Raw genomic sequence first — 22122 nt, forward strand, 5'->3', positions numbered from 1 at the left:
AATTCATGTGTCAGCCGGCTCAGGACTGTTTTTCTTTTCTTTCAATACGGCATGGGCTTCTTTGACGACTTTTTCAAGTTCAAATACTGGAAGTGCCGTATTCTCTTCTTGATCGGGATGCAGGACCAAGTGGAGGAGAAATTCGATATTTCCATCTCCTCCTGTAATCGGTGAAAACGAAACATCCTTTACATCATAGCCTTCTTTTGCAGCAAATTGATTCATTTCTTCTAGCACACCAAGATGTACAGAAGGTTCTCGCACAATGCCTTTTTTTCCAACAAGCTCTCTGCCCGCTTCAAACTGCGGCTTCACTAGCGCAATACAGTCGCCGCCTGGGATAAGAATATGCTTTAGTGCGGGAAGAATGAGTTTGAGCGAGATAAATGATACATCAATAGATGCAACCTCTGGTAATCCTTCGGTGAAATCTGCCGGAACAGAATGGCGGAAGTTGGTGCGTTCCATGACAATCACCCGATCATCCTGTCGTAATTTCCACGCAAGCTGATTGTAACCAACATCCACAGCATAGGATTTGACTGCTCCATTTTGGAGTGCGCAATCTGTAAATCCCCCTGTTGATGAGCCGATATCAATTAAAAGCTTTCCTTCAACGGTTAAATCAAATTCCTGAAGTGCCTTTTCGAGCTTTAGCCCACCTCGGCTGACATATTTCAGCGGATTCCCCTTCACAGTCAGCGGGGTATCACGAGCGATTTTTTCTCCTGGCTTATCCAAACGGTTTTCATTTGAGTAAACGATCCCTGCCATAATGGCGCGTTTTGCTTTCTCTCTCGTTTCCATTAGTCCTTGTTCGACTAATAAAACGTCAAGTCGTTCTTTCTTTGATGTCATGATCCAATTCCTTTTCTTGGTGCTGCGGGAAGCAGGTCACGTAACGTTTCAGCAACCTGTGTTTTCGTCAGTCCAATTTCCTCAAGTAGCGCATCGACACTTCCATGCTCAATAAATTCATCTGGAATGCCCATACGTTCTACTTTTATATGAGACGCTTTTTTGTCGTGAATATATTCTAATACGCTGCTGCCAAATCCACCCTGAAGCACCGCTTCTTCTATTGTTAAAATTGGCAAACCTTCAGACAGTATCTCATTTAACATGCCTTCATCAAGAGGCTTAATGAAACGTGCATTGACAACACGGATTGATTTTCCTTCTTTTTGCAGTTCTTCTGCTGCCTGCAGCGCCATTTTAATGGTTGTACCGAATGTTAAAATGACAGCATCTTTCCCGGGACGAAGAACTTCCCAAGAACCAATTGGGATGGTTTTCAGCTGTTCATCCATTTTGACGCCTAGTCCATTTCCACGCGGGAAGCGCATGGCGATTGGACCATCATCATATTGAATGGCTGTGTTGACCATATGCTGTCCCTCATTTTCATCCTTTGGCATCATGAGAACCATATTCGGCATATGACGCATGAAAGCAATGTCAAACACACCTTGATGTGTTTCTCCATCTGCACCGACAAGACCTGCACGGTCAATTCCAATGAACACATTGAGATTTTGACGGCAAATATCATGCAGCACTTGGTCATAGGCTCTTTGAAGGAACGTTGAATAAATCGCTAAAAATGGCTTCATGTCCTGTGTAGCAAGTCCAGCTGCCATTGTTGCAGCGTGCTGCTCTGCAATTCCAACATCAAACATTCGCTCAGGGAATTCTTTTGCAAATCCTTCAAGCTTTGAGCCAACGGGCATTGCAGGTGTAATCGCGACAATCCGCTCATCTTCCCGTGCAAGCTTTCTGACGGTTTCACTGACGAGACCACTCCATGACGGTGCAGCTGCTGTCGGTTTTACAAAGTCACCTGTGTCGATTTTGTATGGGCCTGTTCCGTGCCATGTGCCGATCTTATCAGATTCGGCCGGCTTATAGCCTTTTCCTTTTTTCGTGATGACATGAAGGAGAACCGGGCCTTTTGTTTTCTTTGCGTATTCAAGATTCTCAAACAAATCTTCATAGGAATGTCCATCTACTGGTCCTAAGTAAGTAAAGCCCATTTCCTCAAAGAACATACCAGAGACAAGCAAATATTTCAGACTGTCCTTGATACGTTCTGCTGTTGCAGCAAGCTTCCCGCCTACTGCTGGGATACGCTTGAATAAGTATTCAAGCTCATCCTTTACCCATTGGTATTTACCAGCTGTACGTAGTCTGCCAAGCATTGTATGGATCGCACCAACATTTGGCGCAATACTCATTTCATTGTCGTTTAAGATCACAATCATGTCTTTTTTTTCATCCCCGATATGGTTCAGTGCTTCTAACGCCATACCGCCGGTTAGTGCACCATCGCCGATAATCGGGAGAATGTATTCATCTGTTCCTTTAATGTCACGCGCTGCTGCCATTCCCATTGCACCAGATAATGAGGTTGAACTGTGTCCAGTCTCCCAAACATCATGTTCACTTTCATTTCGTTTAGGGAAACCGCAGAGCCCTTTATATTGACGAAGCGTATCAAACTCGGCGCCTCTTCCAGTTAACAGCTTGTGAACGTAAGACTGATGTCCAACATCCCAAAGAAATTTGTCTTTCGGGCTGTCAAATACTTTGTGAAGTGCAACAGTAAGTTCAACGACACCAAGGTTTGGACCAATGTGCCCACCAGAGTTCGCTAACGACTCAATTAAAAACGTGCGAATGTCCGCACTCAGCTCCTCTAATTCTGCATTTGACATTCCTTTTAGAAACGTTGGATTTTTTATTGATAAAAGATCCAATCAGGATCAACTCGCTTTCAACAAAATTTCTATCTACATATATAATGCCTTATTCCTATGAAAACCAATTCAGGAATAAGAGTTGTCTCATCATGATAAACTGTTTACAGTTTACCACAATTGCTCGAGGACCCTCAAATCTAGGCTGTTTTTAGTGATCTCGTGAGGCAATCAGATCGCATAAATCATGCAGCAAGTTTTGCTCCAACTCAAGATTTGAGACAATTTCTTTCGCACGAGTGATATGTTCATCCAGCTTTTCTTTTGCTCCTGAAAGCGTTAATAAAGAAGGATATGTCGACTTTTCATTTGCTGTATCGGAGCCGATCCGCTTTCCTATTTTCTCTTCGCTGCCTTCAAGATCTAAAATATCATCACGGATTTGAAAAGCAATGCCAATATGATAGCTGAATTCTCTCAGCTTTTCGATCTCATCATCAGATGCACCTGCCAGTATCGCACCAGCAACCACACTAAAGGTCAGTAGCTTTCCTGTTTTGCGGGCATGAATCGATTCTAATTCAGAAAGAGGGATTTGTTTCTGTTCTGCTTCCATATCATCAAATTGCCCGCCAACCATTCCGAGTGCACCTGCTGATGTAACAAGTTCATCGATGATTCGAAGCTTTTGATCAGCAGGTACATCGTCAGATAATTGCGATGTAATCAAACGGAAGCTTTCAGTGAGCAGCGCATCACCTGCAAGAACGGCCGTTGCCTCGCCGTATACTTTATGGTTGGTCGGCTTTCCTCGGCGCAGATCATCATCGTCCATACAAGGGAGATCATCATGTATCAACGAATACGTATGAATCATTTCCACTGCACAACCTACTGGTATACCGTCTTCTTCCTTTTTCCCATACGCATTTAAAAGAGCAAGAACAAGCACAGGACGCAGTCTTTTTCCGCCAGCTTTCAGAGAATAAAGCATAGAAGATTTCAGCTCTTCTGGAATAGACAATTCCTGCACATATGTAAATAAATAGTCTTCAATTGCTTGTTTTCGTGTTGTTAAAAATTCGTTTAAGTTACTTGTCACCAGCATCTGCCTCCTTCACAGAAAAAGGAGCCAGTTCACCGTCCTCTTTTAAAATGAAATCCATTTGCTTTTCAACATGCTGTAATTTTTCATGGCAAAGTTTTGAGAGCGTCATACCCTCTTGGAAATAGTGGATAGCTTGTTCTAGCGGTACATCGCCTTCTTCGAGCTTTCCCACAATCTCTTCAAGTCCTTTCATGGCCTCTTCAAATGTCATTTGTTCTTCTTTTTGTTTATTTGATTCTGTCATGATGATTGCCCTCCTTCTCAATAACCTCACAAATCAGACGTCCATCCTTCATTGTAATCGTCAGTTGATCCTTCGTTTCTACTTGATTCACACTTTTAATGAGCTCATCTTCTTTATAAGCTAAACTATAGCCTCTTTCCATGACTTGAAGCGGATTTAATGCATTTAGTTTACCAAGAACCGATTGGAACTGCGAATGAATTGTTTTCATTTGCACATTCATGCTCCGAACGAGCTGTTCTGTTTCATTGGCGTGGCGTTTTTTCGCCTGAAGCAGCTGCTCTTTTGGATGAAGCGGCTTCAGTCTATATGTTTGGCGGTCAAGTTGACTGCGTTTTTGTTCCATTTGTCTTGTCAGCTGTTTTTGAAAACGATCAAATACCATATCGAATTGTTGCTCTTTTTGCTCTTGTAATCGTTTTGGAAATCGGAAAGCATAAGAGGATTGAAGTGCCACAAGACGGTCTTTTGCTTGTGACGTTCGATTTTTTACTGCTCTTGTTAACCGAATGTCGATTGATTTGATTCGTTCAATTAAATCAGCGGTGCTTGGAACAGCTAGTTCTGCTGCTCCTGTTGGTGTGGGTGCTCTCATGTCTGCAGTGAAATCACTAATGGTAAAGTCTGTTTCGTGCCCAACTGCAGAAATGATTGGAATGTCTGATGCGAAGATCGCTCTTGCGACTGCTTCTTCATTAAAGGCCCAAAGTTCTTCAATTGATCCTCCGCCTCTCCCGACAATCAAGACATCACAAAGCTGTTTTTCATTGGCTTCTTTAATCCGTTCCACAATCGAACGCGGAGCATTTTCTCCTTGGACTAATGCCGGAAGCACAATGATCTTGGCCTGCTGATAGCGCCGATTGATCGTGGTAATGACATCTCGAACAGCTGCTCCTGTTGGGGATGTAATGACACCAACAACCTCTGGATATTCAGGAATTGTTTTTTTATAGCGCTCATCAAATAAGCCTTCACTTGCTAGTTTCTTCTTCAGCTCTTCATAGGCAAGATGAAGAGCACCAACACCATCAGGCTGCATTTCTTTTGCATATAATTGATAGCTTCCGCTCGGTTCGTAGACTTGAATGCCGCCACGTACGAACACTTTCATTCCGCTCTTTGGTGAAAAAGGCAGCTTGGACGCGGAGCGCTGGAACATGACAGCTTGCATACGTGCATTTTCGTCCTTTAAGGTGAAATAAACATGACCTCTTGAATGAATCTTCACATTTGATAACTCACCTTTGATCCAAATATCTTCTAAATGAGGGTCAACATCAAATTTTCTTTTTATGTATTTTGTAAGGGCTGTGACCGTCACAAAGGCTTTTTCACTCATGACGTATTCCTCCTCTTCAAAAACGCACATTCATCCACCGGCAGCACGCAGGTGGATGAATGGATCAAGCTTATGATAATGTACGTTTTGCTGATTTAACCGTATTGTGTGCAAGCATCGTAATTGTCATTGGGCCCACTCCGCCAGGGACTGGTGTGATGTAAGAAGCTTTTTCTTTTGCTGCTTCAAAGTCAACGTCCCCTACAAGTTTCCCTGTTTCTAGACGATTGACTCCTACATCAATGACAATAGCGCCTTCTTTAATTTGGTCAGCTTTAATAAAGTTTGCTCGACCGACGGCAACAACTAAAATGTCCGCTTTTAACGTATGTTCTGAAATGTTCGCCGTTCTTGAATGACAGTAGGTGACGGTTGCATTTTCGTTTAATAGCAATTGTCCAACCGGTTTGCCGACGATATTGCTTCGTCCTACAACGACCACTTCTTTGCCAGAGAGATCCACACCTGTTTTGTTCAATAATTCAACAATACCTGCTGGTGTGCAAGGGAGGAATGTGTCTTCCCCAAGTAGCATTTTCCCGATATTCAGCGGATGAAAACCATCTACGTCTTTCTCTGGTGAAATTCGTTCAATGACGGCTTTTTCAGAAATATGTTTTGGCAGTGGAAGCTGAACAAGAATTCCGTGGAATTGATCATTCGCATTGTACTGATCAATCATCTTTAGCAATTCCTCTTCTGTTAAAGAAGCATCTAAATGATCAAGCTGGAAATGCATGCCCATGGCTTCTGCTGCTTTTTTCTTCCCGCGTACGTAAGAAAGTGAAGCCGGATCATCACCGATTAGAATAACGGCAAGACCAGGTGTGACTCCTTTTTGTTTTAGCTCTTCTACTTCTTTTGCTAATTGTTCACGCTTTTCTTTTGCTGTTTCTTTCCCATCGATGATTGTTGCTGTCATGTCGAATCCTCCTATTGCTGCTTTAGGTCGTTTTTAATGTTTGAAAGTACACCATTTACAAATTTCGGCGCCTTATCGTCACCGAACAATTTAGCCAGTTCAATGGCTTCATTCATTGAAACACTCACCGGGATATCTTCTTGATATACCATTTCGTACACAGACAGCCTTAAAATGGCTCTGTCTACGTTCGCAATACGATCAAGTTTCCAATTCACAAGATGCTGTGAAATCATGTCATCGAGCTTGTCCTTTTGTTCGAGCACACCGAAAACCAGTTCCTCGAAAAAAGGATCTGATTCTTGTTCATCCAGCGCATGTGTAATGGCCTCTTTCGGATCAATATTGCTGACATCAATTTGAAATAATGTTTGTAGCGCCTTTTCTCTTGCAGTTCTTCTTTTCATTATTTACTCCTTTAACCACTTTATCCGCTTGTCGTTAAGCCATACAGAGATCATAACATATTTTGACCGTAGTCGCACCAAGATCCATGCGAGCTGTGACGAAAAACGAATCACTCCATGCGTGACGTAATCATCATGTGGAATTTTCCCAAAAATGGGCTTTAAAAAACCAAAGAGGCAATGCCTCCTTGGTTTCACTTCAACCCTTTTTACATTTCTTGATCAACTTCAGCTTCAGCTGTTTTTGTATCAAATTGAATGCCAACGACATGAATGTTGATTTCATTAATCGTTAAGGCCGTCATGTTTAAAAGGGTTTGACGGATATTTTCTTGAACAGCAGTGGATACCTTTGGAATGGATAGGCCAAATTCAACCACACAATACACATCAATTGTGATGCCTTCATCAGAGACATCTACTTTCACACCTTTACGGTGATTTTTCTTCCCAAAGCGTTCTGCCACATCAGCAGCGAAGTTGCCGCGCATTTCCGCAATTCCTTCGACCTCTGATGCAGCGATCCCAGCAATGACTTCAATCACTTCTGGCGCAATTTGCACTTTTCCCAATTGATCTTCATCAAGGTTCATTTCAAGCAAATTGTTTTCTGACACGATCATTCACCTCCGAAAGCTGTTATTATTTCATAATTTGATACGTTTCTAAAAACTTCGTATTAAAATTACCGCTCACAAATGTTTCGTGCTCTAGTAATCTGAGGTGGAATGGAATCGTTGTGTAGACTCCTTCAATGACGAACTCTTGCAGCGCACGTTTCATTCTTGCAATTGCTTCTTCTCTCGTTTTACCATATGTGATCACTTTCGCAATCATACTATCGTAATATGGCGGAATCACATAACCAGGATAAGCGGCAGAATCAATACGTACTCCTAAACCGCCTGGCGGGAGGTACATTTTAATTTCACCAGCAGAAGGCATGAAATTTTTCTCAGGGTTCTCTGCATTAATACGACATTCAATCGCCCAGCCTTCGTATACGACATCCTCTTGCGTAAGGGAAAGCTTTTCACCTGAAGCTACTTTGATCTGTTCTTTGATCAAATCAACACCAGTGACCATTTCCGTTACAGGATGCTCTACTTGGATACGTGTATTCATTTCCATGAAGTAAAACTTCTCTTCATTATAATCGTAAATGAATTCAACCGTTCCAGCACCTGTGTATTCAACAGCTTCGGCTGCTTTTACGGCAGCTTCACCCATTTGCTCACGAATATCTGCATTTAGTGCAGGTGATGGCGTTTCTTCCAGAAGCTTTTGCATTCTTCTTTGGATAGAACAATCACGTTCACCTAAGTGAATGGTATTCCCATGCTGATCAGCAAGGACTTGAATTTCAACGTGTCTAAAGTCTTCAATGAATTTCTCCAAATAGACACCTGGGTTCCCGAAGTTTTGTGCTGCTTCCTGCTGCGTGATGGTGACACCGTTAATGAGCTCTTCTTCTGTGCGAGCCACACGGATACCTTTACCACCGCCGCCTGCAGTTGCTTTAATAATGACAGGATACCCAATACCAGCTGCTGTTGAAACAGCATCATCAAGATCTTTTACGATTCCTTGAGAACCAGGGACAATTGGAACACCAGCTTGCTTCATTGTTTCTCTTGCCACATCTTTCGTTCCCATTTTGGAAATCGCTGACGCAGTTGGTCCAACAAAGATGACATTACATTCCTCGCAAAGCTCTGCAAAGTCTGCATTTTCAGCAAGGAAACCATATCCTGGATGGATGGCATCTGTACCTGTTAGCTTTGCCACACTGACAATATTTGTCACATTTAAATAACTATCTTTTGAAGCAGTCGGTCCGATGCAATATGCTTCATCAGCCATTTGAACATGCAGCGCATCACGATCTGCTTCAGAAAATACCGCAACTGTTTCAATTCCAAGCTCTTTACAAGCACGGATGATTCTAACTGCGATTTCTCCTCTGTTTGCAATTAATAGCTTTTTAATCATGATCGTACTCCTTACTCTGCTTTCACTAGAAAGAGGGGTTGTCCGAATTCTACAAGCTGACCGTTTTCAGCTAATACTTCGACGATTTCGCCTTTTACTTCTGCTTCGATTTCATTAAACAGTTTCATCGCTTCAACGATACATACAACTGAGTTTTCCTTCACTTTAGAACCTGTTGTCACATATGGATCTGCTTCTGGTGAAGAAGAAGCGTAAAATGTGCCAACCATTGGGGATGTGATTTTATGCAGGTTTTCAGACGCAGTTTCCTCTTGTGCAGGGGCTTCGGTCTGAGCTGGAGCTTGTGCTTTAGGAGCTTGTTGAGCTGGAGCTGCTTGGACAGGAGCCACTGGTGCTTGTGCCGCAACTTGCTGAACGACTTCTTTATTTTTCTTTAACTTGATTTTTGCACCTTCATTTTCGTACGTAAATTCATCAATTGTTGATTCGTCAATTAATTTAATTAGTTCATGAATCTCTTCAATTTTTAACATGGATTTGCACCCCTATGTATGGATTTATCTTTTTTTATAGGCTAGTACTAAAAGTACATACTATAACCATCTTACAGGAGGATTTCGTTGAATTCAACTATTAATGTGATGAGACACCTCGCGCAAGCACCTGAAAAAGGGCGTCAACCCGCATGAAAAAACGCCCTTTTCAGAAAAGGGCGCTTGTGCATTTTTTATTGATTCGATGGCTCAAAAGTGACGGCTACGTTATCAAGCCCTCTCATTTCTTTTGTGACCAAATCAATAATATCTGCTGCTTGGGACTTTGATTTTTTATCAGAACGAACCGTGATGTTCACTTTATCTCCTTCTGCACTGACGAGCGCATCTTTATACCCTTTTGTTTTGATTAATGTCTCCAGCTGACGCTCTGTTCCTTCGGCCTCACTAAGCGCTGTCATTTGATCATAAGCTTCACTTTTTTCTTGCGCTGTTGCATCATCGCTAGACACGATTTCGTTATACTCTTCACGCTGCTTGCTGCGCTTATCTTCAAGTTCAAGTCTGTAGGTTGTGAAAAGTTCATCGTCGGTCTGCTCTGAAACAGCCTTTCCTTCTTCTCCACTTGTTTCAACATCTTCTTGTTTCGCATTGGTTTCTTTGTCAGTTGATTTCTCTTCTGCGTTCTTTTCGGTTCCTTTATCAGTCCCTTTTTCTGGCTCAGCCTTTTTCTCTTCCATTCCTTTTGATTTTGTATCTTCTACTGTCACAGCATTCTCACCTTGTGGGGACATGATATAGTACACACTTAATACGACAACTAAACTTAGCATCGTTAATAGCCAAACCGTTTGTTTTTTTAACATCATTCCGAATCCTCCTTGATTTTTTTAGGGGCAACAGCCACTCTATGGCTCGGTACATCAAGCACTCGTGTAACCGCTTCAATGATGGTTTTCTTTATTTGAACGTTGTCTACTCCTTGAGCAACAACGAGGACACCTCGAATGTCTGGCTTTTTCGTTTGGACAACAACAGGTGTTTCTTCATTGCCATTTTTAATAATGACAACCTCTTCTTCTTTTGTTTGATCCGTGACACTTCGCACGCCGCCTTCTTTGTCTGTTTCCTCGGTCGTAGTGCTTTTATTGGATTTGTTTTTTTCAAACACTTTTAAAGAAGTTGCGTCTACATTTACCACGATGGATACATCCTCAACACCAATGATCGTTTCTAAAATCTCTTTTAGCTGATTTTCGTATTCTTGTTCAACATCCTCTATCGAGTTGTTTGACTTACCTGAAGAGGATGGTTTGAACACCGCCTGCTCTTCTGAGGATGTTTTTTTAGACGCAGGAACAGCAGCCTCTTGTTTACTTGATGGCGGTGACAGAATTTGACTGACTAACATGAATGACACGCCGATGATGAAGACAAGTAGTAAGTAATGGTGCTTCGTTAATTTTGGTTTCCCTTCACCTTTTTCAGGTGCTTGGAACATTGATTTCAGTTTTTGTCTCCAGTCCTTGTTATTCATGATCTGCTGCGTCACCTCCCTCAATGTTGAGCGCAATGTGTTCAGGCCGTGTATTCCAAACATCTGCAAGCGTCTCTTTCACCCTCGCCATCTCTTTTGCTGACGTCTCGGCGCTTTCCTCCTTTTGCCTGGAGAGATCAATGTCGACCTTTGCCACCGTTTCTACAGCATCACCTGTGAGCGGGACAAGGACTGCTTTGATGCGAAATTGATCTGCCTCCATATTCTGATCAAGGTGCTCCTCATCTGCCAACACTTCTACGTGTTTCATTTCATAGCTCTCCTTCTCCAGTGGCTCCTTTGCGCTTTTTTCTAGTTGGACAGCCATTTGCTTTAAAATATATGCACGCTGTGAAGCTTGTATTTCTTTTTTTTCTAAATTCATCTGATTTTTTATTTCTTCTGATTGCGCTTGGTCCTTCCCTTTCATGATTTCTGAGAAAATTTGGTCCGGATCTGCCCGGAATAACGCAAAGATCGGATTGAGCATCACGACAATTAACAATAAGCTCACGACCATTTTTGCATACTTCTGCATGCTTGAATTGGGAAGCAAAAGATCAATCACAATCGCAAATAAAATAAATAGGATAATACTTGTGATCCATTCTGTGAGAAAACTCAAATGGTCTCCCCTCCTTACTTCATCATCATGGTGAGGTTGCCAGCTGTGATGATAACGGTAATGCTTAAAAAGAACATAAGCGATACAACAGCTAATGCAGCAAATATATAAAGAACACTTTTTGAAATGACATCAAGGCAGCTAATAATTGGCCCGCCCCCTAAAGGCTGAAGAATCGCAGCGGCCAGTTTATAAATCAGAGCGAGCGACAGCACTTTAATCGCTGGGAAAGCCGCAATTGAAATCAAAATGGCGACGCCTACAAGGCCAACCGTATTTTTCAGCAGCACAGAGGCGCTGATAACGGTATCTGTCGCATCAGTAAACATTCTGCCAAGGACAGGGATGAAATTTCCGGTAATAAACTTGGCTGTACGAAGAGCGATTCCATCAGTGATAGCAGCAGATGCCCCCTGTACAGAAATGACGCCGAGGAATACAGTTAAAAAAACTGCCAGCCCGCCAATGGCCACATTTCTTAACAGCTGGGCAAGCTGGGTCACTTTGTATTGTTCGGTCAATGTACTGACTATGCTCAAGATCGCTGATAAAAAGATGAGCGGAAGAACGACATATTGAATAAAAACACCGCTCGTGTTCATTAAAAACAAAATCACAGGATGAAAGAATCCGGCTGAGACAAGCCCGCCTGATGAGGCAATAAGTGCTAATAAAAGAGGAATAAGAGCAAGAATAAAACTAGTCATCGTTTGAATGGCTTCTGTTGCATAAGAGATCGCAACATGAAAACTGTTTAATGCAATAATGATAAGCACCATATAAACAAGAGCGTATGCAACTTTACTAACAGTGCTTTGTTCAAACGCATTTTGCAAAAGCTGCAAAAGCGAACAAAAGATGGTGAGTAATATAAGTGTGCCTAAGAGCTTTCCATTGGCAATCAGCTCATGAAACAGATAATGAACAAAAGCCTTCAGCCACGTTTGGGGAGACAGCTCTTTATCGCCATCGATCATTTCCTTCACAGTACCTTTTTGGCTTTCAGGCAGAAAGCCACCATACTCGTCCAATATCGTTTCCCAAAAGTCACTGATAGAATGAAGCTCTAAGGCATCAGCCTGTCCACCCGCAACTTCTTCTGCGACCGGTTCTTCACTTGATAAAGGCACACTTTCTTCTGCACCTGCATACGGAACGATCATCCAAAAGAACATCATAAACCCCAGCACAGCTGTCACCCGTTTCATCATCATCACCTCTTTTCCATCAAGTCATGGACGGGATCATACCTAGGATCGTCTCAATGATGACCGTTAAAATCGGTACCGCCATGACCAAAATAAGAATCTTGCCGCCAAGCTCTATTTTTGAAGCGATGGCGCCTTGTCCCGCATCCTTTGTAAGCTGGGCACCAAATTCTGCAATATAGGCAATGCCAATGATTTTCAAAATGGTTTCCACGTATTTCATATTGACGCCTGCACTTGCTGCAATTTTTTCAATCATGGAGATAATGGCATAGATTTGATCGATTAAATAAAGGAAAATGACACACCCAGTAAACACAACAAGCATAAAGGCGAAGGTTGGCTTTTGTTCTTTGACGATTAATGCTAGAAAAGTAGCGATTAAACCAAGTCCAACAATTTGAATAATTTCGATTTGTAAGCCCTCCCCTATCCTTGAAATAGAAATACGGCTTTAATCTTCTTAAACAAATCATCCACAATGGTAGCAACCATAAATAAAATGTAGATAAATCCAAGCAGTGTCACCCACTGTGCGTACTCTTTTTTCCCCATTTGATCTAAAATCGTATGGAGAAAAGCCACGACGATACCCACTCCCGCAATTTGGAAAATGACGTTTACATCAACGCCCATGCTCTCGACTCCCTTCCTCTCACATCAATAACAGAATCAGTAGTAACCCACTTAGAAAACCAAGACTTCTCACCATTTTTTCATTTTTCGCTTGGGCAACTTCAGCTTCTTTTTCCTCTGATTCCAAATGACCTAAAGCTAGCTTGATATATTTTTGCTGAGCCGTCACATCATGCTGACCAAGGGTTTCTCCAAAGTGCTTCAGCGCCTCATATTCGCCTTTTTTTAATACGGTTTTTTTCCATACATCCTCTAGACTTTCATTCCATGCATGCCTCGCAGAAAAGGTTCCGACGTTGAGTTTTTCTGCAAATTGTTCAAATAGCCGATTCACAGGCGGTCCTACTTGGGACGCAATTTGGTCAGCGGCTCTAGCTAAAGGTGTTTGACCATACATAATTTCAGCTTCAAGAGATTGGAGTGCAAACCGGAGCTGGCGGATTTGCTTTGGCCGATCACTGTACCGCTTCGCAAACTCGAATCCTCCCCATGTCGTAGCCGCAACAATGAAAATAGCACCAATAAGCTTTAACATACGTCCACTCCCCGCCTCCGCTTCAGCTCTTGTCCCTCTTGGTCAAATATCCGTCCGATCGTGCCAGGCCCTTTTTCTCTATTTAATTCCACATATCGATCAAACACACGAAGCTGCCATAACGGTTCAAATGATGGCCGTTTAGATAAGTCTTCAAGAGAATACCCATGAGCTGAGACGATAATGGTGACTCCAGCATGGATTGCTTCTAACAGTGCCTGTACATCTTCACTTTTTCCGATTTCATCGACAATGATGACTTCTGGGCTCATGGATCTGATCATCATCATTAACCCTTCAGCCTTTGGGCACGCATCAAGTACATCAATCCGGTGCCCAAAAGAATGCTGCGGCACTCCTCTTATACAACCTGCGATTTCAGAGCGTTCATCTACAATCCCTGTTTTTCTAGGAGAAATGGCTGTTGTTCCTGTACTGACAAGACGGGCTAGATCACGCAGCAATGTCGTTTTCCCGGTTTGCGGCGGACCTATAATCAGTGTGTTACACCAATGTTTTTCATATAAATAAGGGAGAAACGGCAGAGCAATTCCGATCTTCTCTTTTGCGATACGAATATTAAATGAAGAAATATCTCTTAAGCCTTTGACGAATCCATTTTCGACGATGACCTTTCCAGCAAGCCCAACCCGATGTCCGCCAGATATGGTGATATAGCCCTGTTTTAACTCTTCCTCCAGTGTGTACATGCTGTAATTACTGAGCCTGCCTAATAGCTGAGCCGCATCTTCACCTGTTGTATAATAGGAAAGAAAGCGGGGTTTTCCTCCTTGCATCAGCTCAATTGGGCGATCGGTGCGAATGCGGATTTCTTCTATTTGCGCCCACTCTGCTTCTTTTAACATGCTGAGTTCTTGTCCAATTGAGTGCGGGAGAATATCCAACAAACTCCGCAACGAATTCCCCTCCTTTTTTTCTTCTCTAAAATGTATGATGCATGCCGTTAATTATGCCAAGCCATTTCACTTATAAATTCCAACAAGTATAAATACGACACCAATGAAAATAAACACAAGCTTCGCATAGGATAACTGCCCTGCAATTTGGTAGATTCCAATCGTCATCGTGATAATAAAAATGAGCGGCCCAATGATCGCTAATATACTATTGATGACAACCGCTTTACGCACATCATTTGTCACTAAAATGAGGATGGCGGCCGTCAGTTCAATCGCGGCAGATAAAAACCTCATCCCTGCCATGGCAGCGACTGATGGGTGTATACCCGGGAGAAATTGTTTCATATAGAACCTCCAGCTTTTTTTACACTATATGCTTCACTAGCTAGAAGTAGTCTTGTTTTTCAAAAGGAAGAGAGATGGATGAGAGAATAGAGTAAGGGGTGTTATAACGAGGCGTCCTATTTTTCAAATAAAAAAAGACTGTAAACACGAAGTTTACAGTCTCTCTCCGTTCATTACGCTCTTGAAACGTATGAACCGTCAGATGTATTGATCACTAGTTTATCACCTTGGTTCACAAAGAAAGGAACGTTCACGATTAAACCAGTTTCTGTTTTTGCAGGTTTTGATCCACCTGATGTCGTATCACCTTTAATACCAGGCTCTGTTTCTACTACTTCTAGTTCTACAGTGTTTGGAAGTTCTACTCCAAGTGTTTCATCACCGTACATGACGATTTGAACCGACATATTTTCAAGCAAATATTTCAGCTCATCTTTGATTTGCGCTTCGCTTAGTTCAAGTTGTTCGTATGAGCTTGTATCCATGAATACATGCTGATCGCCATTTGCATATAAATATTGCATTGTTTTTGTTTCAATTTGAGCTTTCGCTACTTTTTCACCTGCACGGAATGTTTTCTCTTGAATCGCACCTGTACGTAGGTTACGCAGTTTCGAACGGACAAACGCTGCGCCTTTTCCTGGTTTTACGTGTTGGAAATCCACTACACGCCAAATACCGCCGTCCACTTCAATTGTCAGGCCTGTACGAAAATCGTTTACTGAAATCATTTTGTCATCCTCCTACATTTCACCATCATAATATGATAAGTTCTTTCGGTGAGTGGGTCAATCGTTTATTGCCGTCAGCTGTCAGGACAATATCATCCTCAATTCTCACGCCGCCGACATCTGGCAAGTAAATGCCTGGTTCAACTGTCACAACCATTCCCTCTTCTAACACGACATCTGAGCGTGAGGAAAGGCCAGGTGCTTCATGTACTTCCATACCAAGACCATGTCCAGTCGAATGCCCGAAGTATTGACCGTAGCCATACTTTTCAATGATGTCTCGTGTGATGCGATCAGCTTCTTTTCCTGTTAAGCCTGGCTTGATTTTATCCACACCAGCGTTTTCTGCTTCTAATACGATATGATATATTTCCTTTAATTTGTCGCTTGGTGTTCCTACAGCAATGGTTCTTGTCATGTCTGAACAATAGCCTTTATAATAGGCACCGAAATCCAGTGTCACCAAGTCGCCAGATTCAATCACCTTTTCGCTCGCTCTCCCGTGTGGCAGGCTTGAACGAACGCCAGAGGCAACAATCATATCGAATGAAGATCCTTCTGCCCCTTCTTTTCTCATGAAAAATTCAAGCTCGTTCATGACCGCAATTTCTGTCAGGCCCGGCTTGATGTACGTGAGAATATGATCAAAGGCATGATCTGCAATCTTCGCAGCTTCCTCTAATATCTTAATCTCTTCATTAGACTTAATCAAGCGCAACTTTTCAACTGATTCCGAGACTGGAACAAGCTCGATACCGCTTGCTTTCCCCGAGTACTGCTGGTAGGTGGCAAATGTCATATGGTTTTGTTCAAAACCAAGACGTTTCACCCCAAATTCGTTTGCCGTTTGGACAGCAGTTTCCACAATGTTTCCTTTATGTTCAATGATGTCATAGCCCTTTACTTGATCCTTGGCTTGTTCCGTGTAACGAAAATCCGTAATAAAGGCGGCTCGATCCTTTGAAACGATGGCAAGACCGGCTGATCCAGTAAAACTCGTCATATAATGTAAATTAAAGCTGCTTGTAATCACTAAACCATCTATGTCTAATTCGGCCAAAAGTTTTCTTAGTTTTTCAAGTTTCATGATACTGCTCCCCCTTCACTGACTAAATAACGAATCGCCAATTTATATCCTTCTAAACCAAGTCCAACGATTTGACCTTGGCATACTGGAGCAAGAACCGAATGATGGCGGAATTCCTCTCTCTTATGAACATTTGTGATATGTACTTCGATGACAGGTAACGTAATACTTGCAATGGCATCTCTCAGTGCATAGCTATAGTGGGTAAAAGCACCCGGGTTAAACACGACGCCATCGTACTGATCTTCTGCTTCATGGAGCGCATCGACCAAATCTCCCTCGTGATTCGATTGAAAGAACGTCAATTGAATATTTGCTCTTTCTGCAAACTGAAACAAATCCGTTTCTAAATCTGTTAATGTTTTACTTCCATAAACTCCTGGCTCTCTCTTGCCGAGCCTATTTAAGTTGGGCCCATTCAGCACTAGAAAATGAGGCATATGACCACTCCTTCACCCTAATTCACTCTATATCGATGTCTGTTTCTTTTTCCTTAGAAACCTTTCGTTTCCAAAAATAATTTTATCATATGAATGGTGGATTTACACTTTATTCTGTCTTTTTCCCGAGTGCCCTTGCAAGCTTCTGACTCGTTAATTCATTGTATTCAAATGAAATACTGTATCCGACAAACATGCCATATAAAATATATAGGCAAAATGTCGTCACAATGGTGCTTTGCTGCAAATCTTGCACTTGCTTCACATCGGGGAATATAGGATTAAATACATAAAAAACAAGCAGCCATAAAATCGCGCCATAGATCAGCCCCATCCAAAAACCTTTGATCCGTTTGAGCAGTCCATAATAAATAAAGGCTGCTCCAATAGATAAAATCCCTAAAAGTACAATACTCATAAATGTACCAAGTCCGCCTTTTTTCCATTCACCAAGCACAAATGGCTGCAACAGCATATTTGGACTCACCTCTGAAAAATGAAACATATGGGTCAGAAATCCGATAAAGCCCCAAAAAACTCCGCCGACAAAACCTGTGGCTGCTGCCCTTGCCACCATTGAAGACGTTTGTACTGATTGATTTTTTTCTTCTTGGTTTTTCTTTTCATCACGTTTCATATGAACACCTCCAGCAAGTAGTATGTCCAAAATGTCATGAAAAAAAAGGATTTCCGTGTGAGAGTGTAAAATTTTTATAACAGGGTATACTGGCTAAAAAGAGGTAGATAGAATTCTAGTAGATAATCGACCTGTGAGCTAGTGATTTCCCCTCTTTTCCTGTACAATAAAGGTATAAGGAAATGCATGTAAATTACAGGAAACAGGCAGGTTGATGAAATATGTCCAATCAAACAAAACCTCCAGCATATGGAGGGCAGGCAGTTGTGGAAGGTGTCATGTTCGGAGGTAAAAAGAACTATGTGACAGCGATTCGGCGTAAGGATGAGTCGATTGAGTTTTTAAAGCTTCCCCGGACCTCCAATAAACGAACCGCCTTTCTTAAGAAAATCCCTTTTGTCAGGGGTGTTGCTGCACTTGTTGAAGCAAGCGCAAACGGCAGTAAGCACTTAAACTTCTCCAGCGAGCGCTATGACTTAGATCCTTCTGAAGATCATTCTCTTGAAAAAGAACAAAAAAGCTCGAAATTATCAATGATCTTTGGCATTGCTGTGATCGGAGTTCTCTCTCTTCTTTTTAGTAAATTTGTCTTTACTTTAGTGCCTGTCTTTTTAGCCGAACTTGTGCGTCCGGTGTTTTCTGGAAACTTCGCACAAATTGCAGTGGAAACATTCTTTAAATTGATCCTGTTATTAGGCTATATTTACTTTATTTCCATGACCCCTTTAATTAAAAGGGTATTTCAATATCATGGGGCAGAACATAAAGTCATAAACTGCTATGAACAGAATCTTGACATCACAGTGGAAAATGTCCAAAGCCAATCTCGCCTGCATTATCGATGCGGCAGCAGCTTTATTTTATTCACTGTCATTGTCGGCATGTTCGTCTATTTACTCGTACCGACAGATCCTTTATGGGTGAGAGTTCTGAATCGCTTGGCGCTTATTCCGGTTGTTCTGGGCATTTCATTTGAAGTGCTTCAGCTCACAAACAAACTCCGTGACGTGCCAGTGCTTAAAGTGCTTGGCTATCCTGGCCTTTGGCTGCAATTGCTCACAACAAAAGAACCCTCTGATGATCAAGTCGAGGTAGCCATTGCAAGTTTTAATGAACTTCTTCGTTTAGAGGAAGCATCTGCGAAACAAGCATCAGATTCTGCTCATCAAGTGATCTAGTTTATAAATCCGGTAAATTCTTTCGGAGGTGGACAGTTATGAATCGCCGAGTACATCCTGCTTTTACCATTATTTTCGCTTTAGGTGTTTTGGGATTTGTGTATTTACTCACAACGAATCCAGGCAGACTCTTTACGATGCTGCTATCAGTTGTGATCATTGGAGCGGTTCTATTTTTCTTATTTAGATGGCTGATGAATCGAAGAACTGGAACAGAAGGAAATCTTTATCGTAAAGCAGTCAAACAATCAAAACGTCGCTACCAGCAGCCTAAACCAAAAACGAAAAGCCAGATGAAAAACCGGGTCACTCATTTGCGAAGCGTGCCGACTGACCACAAGTCTAAGCCCGTCCTTCTCAAAAAGAAAAGCCAAACACATTTGACAGTCATTGAAGGCAAGAAAAACAAAAAGAAAAATCGCGCCTTATTTTAAAATGTCCAGCTCTTTAAAAATTGCTCGGCCTTCTGTCTGCCTAGATCGACGAGCGCCTTTTTCTTTTCTGTCATCAGCTGAAAATCAGTGGCAATGACGTGTTCTACAGGGATAAAAATAATATGACGTTCGTGTTTTGTGGCAATATGTCTTTCGTCATGAGCACCACGCATCGTTTCAAATAGAGCGCCAAACAGTTCAAACGCATTGCGGATGGAATGTTGAGGGCGTTCTTTTTCGTTTGGGGTTAATGTGACACCGACAAACGGTCTTTTTTTCTCTTCAGCAAAAAGCCAAATCGGAAAGTTGCTGAGCACGCCGCCATCCACGATGGTACAAATTCCTTTTGAAGACCTTAGTTTCACAGGTTCGAAAAAATAAGGCAAACTGCAGCTCATCCGAATGGCTCTGGCGACAGAAAACCGTTCTGGATTTAACCCATAGGAAGGAAGGTCATCTGGAAGGACAAGGATTTTGCCATTTGTTAAATCAGAAGCGACGATTTTGAGCGTATCTTTTTTCAGATCACCGAATACGGTGACGCCTTTTCGTTTTAACACGTCTGTCAGCCATTTTTCTAGACGGTCACCTTTGTAAAGGCCAAGACGCCAATAAATAGACACCCACCTGAGCATTTTAAACGGGATGAATTGACACCTTCGGTCAAGCAATTGATGCTCATGCATTTCGTCTAACAGCTCCCGAATCTCCTGACTCGTAAAACCCGCTGCGATGAGTGAAGCAATGATTGCTCCCGCACTTGTTCCAGCGAGACGGACAAATTGAAATCCTCTTGCTTCAAGCGCTTCATAGGCGCCTGCAAGTGCTGCACCCTTAATGCCTCCACCTGAGAACACACCATCTATCTTCATCAAGGAACCCCCTTTTCTGTCACACTATTAATAGTGTAGGAGCATTTGCCTTTCATTAGAACTATATTCAAAAAGGACACCCTTCGCCAGGTGTCCTTTCAGCGTGTAGACAACCCCTCGCATTCGGTGTCAGTCCTGCGCTCCGGTGCTCACGAATGTCAAATTCGCTCCGCTCCGATGCTCGTCCTTCCTAGACTGCAAAGGTTTTCTTTCACGCTGAAAAGAAGACAAAGAGCTAAAATAAAGTACATTTTACCCCTTTGTCAACAATTTAAAAGGACACCCTTCGCCAGGTGTCCTTTTTCTTAAGATTCTTGATTTGTTTGTTCGTTTTTCTTTTGAATCGCTTTCAGCTGAACGGATCGCTCATCGTTTTCTTCAAAGAATTGGACGAGGTCGCCGATGCGGTCAATGCTGTTCCAGCTGAGATGATGCTCAATACCTTCTACATCATCATAAATTTTCTCTTCATCTACACCAATGATTCTTAAAAATTGCTCTAGCAGTTCATGTCTGTATACGAGACGTTTTCCAATTTTTTTGCCTTTCGGGGTTAAAATTAGACCACGATATTTCTCATAAATGAGGTATTCATCTTTATCTAGCTTCTGAACCATTTTTGTTACAGAGGAGGGATGGACAGCGAGGGCTTCTGCAATATCAGATACTCTTGCATATCCTTTTTCTTCTATCAGCATATAAATTTGTTCAATATAATCTTCCATACTAGGTGTAGTCATAAAACCCCTCCAAAATGCACCTTTACTTAATAATCATAACAATTCTACACCATCGCCCATTAAAAAACAAGAAGAGTCCTTCGTCTTAACGCTTGTAATTCCAATCATCTGTGGCGTATTTCGTTTTGGCGAGGTGATGAACAAATGCCAACTCTTCATCTGTCAGCTCATAAGGCACAAGCTCGATATTTAATCCTTTTTCAAACCCTCGTTTAAATGCAACACGCGCATCGTCTATCGTACATGTTCGATCTGAAATTTCATTGATCGCCACCGCTTTGTTTTTAAAGCTGCGCTGCATCCGCTCTCTCACCCGGTCGTTTGGATACAGAAATAAATCAAACAATTTGTCCTCATCAAGATCAATTAAAATCGAGCCATGCTGGAGGATCACACCTTTTTGTCTTGTTTGCGCACTGCCTGCTACTTTTCTGCCTTCTACGACAAGCTCGTACCATGAAGGCGCATCAAAACATACAGACGATCTTGGATTTTTTAAGCTTTCTTTTTCTTTTTCTGTACGAGGAATGGCAAAATACGCATCGAGTCCCAGTTCTTTAAAGCCCTCTAAAATCCCTTCTGAAATGACGCGGTATGCCTCTGTCACCGTCGCCGGCATCTCTGGGTGCTCTTCTGACACGATCACACTGTAGGTCAATTCCTGATCATGAAGAACGCCGCGGCCTCCTGTAGGCCTGCGAACAAACCCAAGACCATAGCGCTCAACCGCTTCCATGTTGATTTCTTTTTCAACATGTTGAAAATATCCAACAGATAATGTCGCTGGATTCCAACCATAAAAACGGATCACAGGCGGGATCAGCTTCTCGCTATGCCAATAAAGCAAGGCTTCGTCCATGGCCATGTTAAAGGCAGGGTCTTGGTTTCCTGTATCAATGAAACACCATTTCTCTTTTTGCATATAAAATCCCTTCTCTTTTACGTAGTCAATGTTAGATAATGGTGGTGACCACCAATTTTCTCTCTTCATCAGTCTATCAAATAGGGAAGGAATTGAAAATAATTCTTAC

The 22122-nt window shown here is 42.2% G+C and carries 28 protein-coding genes; 2 read left to right on the top strand and 26 right to left on the bottom strand.

Features of this window, described 5'->3' with window-relative positions:
* Positions 1–3 precede the first annotated feature (3 nt).
* The 23 genes from MHI58_RS11845 to MHI58_RS11955 all read right to left on the bottom strand — a co-directional run bounded on the left by MHI58_RS11845 (position 4) and on the right by MHI58_RS11955 (position 17867).
* Entirely contained in the window at positions 4–858 is an 855-nt protein-coding gene (locus tag MHI58_RS11845) for a TlyA family RNA methyltransferase (protein WP_041506970.1), read from the bottom strand.
* Positions 855–2756 (bottom strand): 1-deoxy-D-xylulose-5-phosphate synthase, encoded by a 1902-nt coding sequence (gene dxs, locus MHI58_RS11850; protein ID WP_007501165.1) that lies wholly within the window; start codon positions 2754–2756, stop codon positions 855–857. The genes MHI58_RS11845 and dxs overlap by 4 nt, the downstream gene beginning before the upstream one ends.
* Before the next feature lie 151 nt (positions 2757–2907).
* Positions 2908–3798, bottom strand: coding sequence for a polyprenyl synthetase family protein (locus MHI58_RS11855; protein ID WP_035702802.1), 891 nt, complete (start codon positions 3796–3798; stop codon positions 2908–2910).
* Positions 3788–4048 carry an exodeoxyribonuclease VII small subunit gene (locus tag MHI58_RS11860; RefSeq protein WP_003215880.1) on the bottom strand — a complete coding sequence of 87 codons (261 nt, stop codon included), beginning with the start codon at positions 4046–4048 and terminating at the stop codon, positions 3788–3790. The genes MHI58_RS11855 and MHI58_RS11860 overlap by 11 nt, the downstream gene beginning before the upstream one ends.
* A complete protein-coding gene (gene xseA, locus MHI58_RS11865) occupies positions 4032–5390 on the bottom strand; it encodes an exodeoxyribonuclease VII large subunit (protein ID WP_024718864.1) in 1359 nt (452 codons plus the stop codon). Before xseA ends, MHI58_RS11860 begins: the two co-directional genes overlap by 17 nt.
* A gap of 70 nt (positions 5391–5460) precedes the next feature.
* Positions 5461–6312, bottom strand: a complete 852-nt coding sequence (folD, locus tag MHI58_RS11870; RefSeq protein ID WP_007501171.1) for a bifunctional methylenetetrahydrofolate dehydrogenase/methenyltetrahydrofolate cyclohydrolase FolD — start codon at positions 6310–6312, stop codon at positions 5461–5463.
* A gap of 11 nt (positions 6313–6323) precedes the next feature.
* A complete protein-coding gene (gene nusB / locus MHI58_RS11875) occupies positions 6324–6719 on the bottom strand; it encodes a transcription antitermination factor NusB (protein ID WP_012010530.1) in 396 nt (131 codons plus the stop codon).
* Between the two features lie 209 nt (positions 6720–6928).
* The gene (locus tag MHI58_RS11880) at positions 6929–7336 is read right to left on the bottom strand and encodes an Asp23/Gls24 family envelope stress response protein (protein WP_017357965.1); all 408 of its coding nucleotides are present in this window, start codon (positions 7334–7336) and stop codon (positions 6929–6931) included.
* 25 nt (positions 7337–7361) lie between these two features.
* A complete protein-coding gene (gene accC / locus MHI58_RS11885; RefSeq protein ID WP_008342217.1) occupies positions 7362–8711 on the bottom strand; it encodes an acetyl-CoA carboxylase biotin carboxylase subunit in 1350 nt (449 codons plus the stop codon).
* An 11-nt stretch (positions 8712–8722) separates the two neighbouring features.
* Positions 8723–9205: an acetyl-CoA carboxylase biotin carboxyl carrier protein gene (gene accB / locus MHI58_RS11890; protein ID WP_041506969.1), complete on the bottom strand. Its 483-nt coding sequence runs from the start codon at positions 9203–9205 to the stop codon at positions 8723–8725.
* Between the two features lie 194 nt (positions 9206–9399).
* Positions 9400–10032, bottom strand: a complete 633-nt coding sequence (locus MHI58_RS11895; protein ID WP_024718861.1) for a SpoIIIAH-like family protein — start codon at positions 10030–10032, stop codon at positions 9400–9402.
* Positions 10032–10703: a stage III sporulation protein AG gene (gene spoIIIAG / locus MHI58_RS11900; RefSeq protein WP_008342214.1), complete on the bottom strand. Its 672-nt coding sequence runs from the start codon at positions 10701–10703 to the stop codon at positions 10032–10034. Before spoIIIAG ends, MHI58_RS11895 begins: the two co-directional genes overlap by 1 nt.
* A complete protein-coding gene (spoIIIAF, locus tag MHI58_RS11905) occupies positions 10696–11328 on the bottom strand; it encodes a stage III sporulation protein AF (protein ID WP_024718859.1) in 633 nt (210 codons plus the stop codon). Before spoIIIAF ends, spoIIIAG begins: the two co-directional genes overlap by 8 nt.
* 14 nt (positions 11329–11342) lie before the next feature.
* Positions 11343–12536 carry a stage III sporulation protein AE gene (gene spoIIIAE, locus MHI58_RS11910; RefSeq protein WP_017357967.1) on the bottom strand — a complete coding sequence of 398 codons (1194 nt, stop codon included), beginning with the start codon at positions 12534–12536 and terminating at the stop codon, positions 11343–11345.
* 19 nt (positions 12537–12555) lie between these two features.
* Complete coding sequence (gene spoIIIAD, locus MHI58_RS11915; protein ID WP_087978339.1) at positions 12556–12969, bottom strand: stage III sporulation protein AD; 414 nt, start codon at positions 12967–12969, stop codon at positions 12556–12558.
* Entirely contained in the window at positions 12966–13172 is a 207-nt protein-coding gene (spoIIIAC, locus tag MHI58_RS11920; RefSeq protein WP_003153142.1) for a stage III sporulation protein AC, read from the bottom strand. Before spoIIIAC ends, spoIIIAD begins: the two co-directional genes overlap by 4 nt.
* A gap of 19 nt (positions 13173–13191) precedes the next feature.
* Positions 13192–13707, bottom strand: coding sequence for a stage III sporulation protein SpoIIIAB (gene spoIIIAB / locus MHI58_RS11925; RefSeq protein WP_007501189.1), 516 nt, complete (start codon positions 13705–13707; stop codon positions 13192–13194).
* Complete coding sequence (gene spoIIIAA, locus MHI58_RS11930) at positions 13701–14624, bottom strand: stage III sporulation protein AA (RefSeq protein WP_024718857.1); 924 nt, start codon at positions 14622–14624, stop codon at positions 13701–13703. The genes spoIIIAB and spoIIIAA overlap by 7 nt, the downstream gene beginning before the upstream one ends.
* Before the next feature lie 66 nt (positions 14625–14690).
* Complete coding sequence (locus MHI58_RS11935) at positions 14691–14972, bottom strand: YqhV family protein (RefSeq protein WP_017367580.1); 282 nt, start codon at positions 14970–14972, stop codon at positions 14691–14693.
* Positions 14973–15145: 173 nt separating this feature from the next.
* Positions 15146–15703, bottom strand: coding sequence for an elongation factor P (gene efp / locus MHI58_RS11940; protein WP_007501192.1), 558 nt, complete (start codon positions 15701–15703; stop codon positions 15146–15148).
* Between the two features lie 25 nt (positions 15704–15728).
* The gene (locus MHI58_RS11945; protein ID WP_007501193.1) at positions 15729–16790 is read right to left on the bottom strand and encodes a Xaa-Pro peptidase family protein; all 1062 of its coding nucleotides are present in this window, start codon (positions 16788–16790) and stop codon (positions 15729–15731) included.
* Complete coding sequence (gene aroQ, locus MHI58_RS11950; protein WP_007501195.1) at positions 16787–17230, bottom strand: type II 3-dehydroquinate dehydratase; 444 nt, start codon at positions 17228–17230, stop codon at positions 16787–16789. The genes MHI58_RS11945 and aroQ overlap by 4 nt, the downstream gene beginning before the upstream one ends.
* 109 nt (positions 17231–17339) lie before the next feature.
* Positions 17340–17867 carry a YqhR family membrane protein gene (locus tag MHI58_RS11955; RefSeq protein WP_035390792.1) on the bottom strand — a complete coding sequence of 176 codons (528 nt, stop codon included), beginning with the start codon at positions 17865–17867 and terminating at the stop codon, positions 17340–17342.
* Between the two features lie 221 nt (positions 17868–18088).
* Between MHI58_RS11955 and MHI58_RS11960 the strand changes: the two genes are divergently transcribed.
* Both MHI58_RS11960 and MHI58_RS11965 read left to right on the top strand, forming a co-directional pair.
* A complete protein-coding gene (locus MHI58_RS11960; RefSeq protein WP_039165998.1) occupies positions 18089–19045 on the top strand; it encodes a DUF1385 domain-containing protein in 957 nt (318 codons plus the stop codon).
* A 38-nt stretch (positions 19046–19083) separates the two neighbouring features.
* The gene (locus MHI58_RS11965) at positions 19084–19479 is read left to right on the top strand and encodes an SA1362 family protein (RefSeq protein WP_024422959.1); all 396 of its coding nucleotides are present in this window, start codon (positions 19084–19086) and stop codon (positions 19477–19479) included.
* On the opposite strand, the gene MHI58_RS11970 is transcribed toward MHI58_RS11965, so the two are convergent.
* From MHI58_RS11970 to MHI58_RS11980, 3 genes are all read right to left on the bottom strand, one after another.
* On the bottom strand, positions 19476–20351 hold the full coding sequence (locus MHI58_RS11970) for a patatin-like phospholipase family protein (protein WP_045034366.1): 876 nt from the start codon (positions 20349–20351) through the stop codon (positions 19476–19478). The genes MHI58_RS11965 and MHI58_RS11970 overlap by 4 nt on opposite strands.
* Before the next feature lie 305 nt (positions 20352–20656).
* Positions 20657–21091 carry a transcriptional regulator MntR gene (mntR, locus tag MHI58_RS11975; protein WP_003215946.1) on the bottom strand — a complete coding sequence of 145 codons (435 nt, stop codon included), beginning with the start codon at positions 21089–21091 and terminating at the stop codon, positions 20657–20659.
* 85 nt (positions 21092–21176) lie between these two features.
* Entirely contained in the window at positions 21177–22013 is an 837-nt protein-coding gene (locus tag MHI58_RS11980; RefSeq protein WP_017357972.1) for a biotin/lipoate A/B protein ligase family protein, read from the bottom strand.
* Positions 22014–22122: the final 109 nt, after the last annotated feature.

The organism is Bacillus sp. FSL K6-2869, from assembly GCF_040869405.1.
GTDB lineage: Bacteria > Bacillota > Bacilli > Bacillales > Bacillaceae > Bacillus > Bacillus altitudinis.

What these genes read in the sequence shown, in the direction of transcription:
- MHI58_RS11845 (WP_041506970.1), bottom strand. Translation starts at nt 858, where the DNA reads ATGACATCAAAGAAAGAACGACTTGACGTTTTATTAGTCGAACAAGGA.
- MHI58_RS11860 (WP_003215880.1), bottom strand. Translation starts at nt 4,048, where the DNA reads ATGACAGAATCAAATAAACAAAAAGAAGAACAAATGACATTTGAAGAG.
- xseA (WP_024718864.1), bottom strand. Translation starts at nt 5,390, where the DNA reads ATGAGTGAAAAAGCCTTTGTGACGGTCACAGCCCTTACAAAATACATA.
- folD (WP_007501171.1), bottom strand. Translation starts at nt 6,312, where the DNA reads ATGACAGCAACAATCATCGATGGGAAAGAAACAGCAAAAGAAAAGCGT.
- nusB (WP_012010530.1), bottom strand. Translation starts at nt 6,719, where the DNA reads ATGAAAAGAAGAACTGCAAGAGAAAAGGCGCTACAAACATTATTTCAA.
- accC (WP_008342217.1), bottom strand. Translation starts at nt 8,711, where the DNA reads ATGATTAAAAAGCTATTAATTGCAAACAGAGGAGAAATCGCAGTTAGA.
- accB (WP_041506969.1), bottom strand. Translation starts at nt 9,205, where the DNA reads ATGTTAAAAATTGAAGAGATTCATGAACTAATTAAATTAATTGACGAA.
- MHI58_RS11895 (WP_024718861.1), bottom strand. Translation starts at nt 10,032, where the DNA reads ATGTTAAAAAAACAAACGGTTTGGCTATTAACGATGCTAAGTTTAGTT.
- spoIIIAG (WP_008342214.1), bottom strand. Translation starts at nt 10,703, where the DNA reads ATGAATAACAAGGACTGGAGACAAAAACTGAAATCAATGTTCCAAGCA.
- spoIIIAE (WP_017357967.1), bottom strand. Translation starts at nt 12,536, where the DNA reads ATGAAACGGGTGACAGCTGTGCTGGGGTTTATGATGTTCTTTTGGATG.
- spoIIIAC (WP_003153142.1), bottom strand. Translation starts at nt 13,172, where the DNA reads ATGGGCGTTGATGTAAACGTCATTTTCCAAATTGCGGGAGTGGGTATC.
- spoIIIAB (WP_007501189.1), bottom strand. Translation starts at nt 13,707, where the DNA reads ATGTTAAAGCTTATTGGTGCTATTTTCATTGTTGCGGCTACGACATGG.
- MHI58_RS11935 (WP_017367580.1), bottom strand. Translation starts at nt 14,972, where the DNA reads ATGAAACAATTTCTCCCGGGTATACACCCATCAGTCGCTGCCATGGCA.
- efp (WP_007501192.1), bottom strand. Translation starts at nt 15,703, where the DNA reads ATGATTTCAGTAAACGATTTTCGTACAGGCCTGACAATTGAAGTGGAC.
- MHI58_RS11945 (WP_007501193.1), bottom strand. Translation starts at nt 16,790, where the DNA reads ATGAAACTTGAAAAACTAAGAAAACTTTTGGCCGAATTAGACATAGAT.
- aroQ (WP_007501195.1), bottom strand. Translation starts at nt 17,230, where the DNA reads ATGCCTCATTTTCTAGTGCTGAATGGGCCCAACTTAAATAGGCTCGGC.
- MHI58_RS11955 (WP_035390792.1), bottom strand. Translation starts at nt 17,867, where the DNA reads ATGAAACGTGATGAAAAGAAAAACCAAGAAGAAAAAAATCAATCAGTA.
- MHI58_RS11960 (WP_039165998.1), top strand. Translation starts at nt 18,089, where the DNA reads ATGTCCAATCAAACAAAACCTCCAGCATATGGAGGGCAGGCAGTTGTG.
- MHI58_RS11965 (WP_024422959.1), top strand. Translation starts at nt 19,084, where the DNA reads ATGAATCGCCGAGTACATCCTGCTTTTACCATTATTTTCGCTTTAGGT.
- MHI58_RS11970 (WP_045034366.1), bottom strand. Translation starts at nt 20,351, where the DNA reads ATGAAGATAGATGGTGTGTTCTCAGGTGGAGGCATTAAGGGTGCAGCA.
- mntR (WP_003215946.1), bottom strand. Translation starts at nt 21,091, where the DNA reads ATGACTACACCTAGTATGGAAGATTATATTGAACAAATTTATATGCTG.
- MHI58_RS11980 (WP_017357972.1), bottom strand. Translation starts at nt 22,013, where the DNA reads ATGCAAAAAGAGAAATGGTGTTTCATTGATACAGGAAACCAAGACCCT.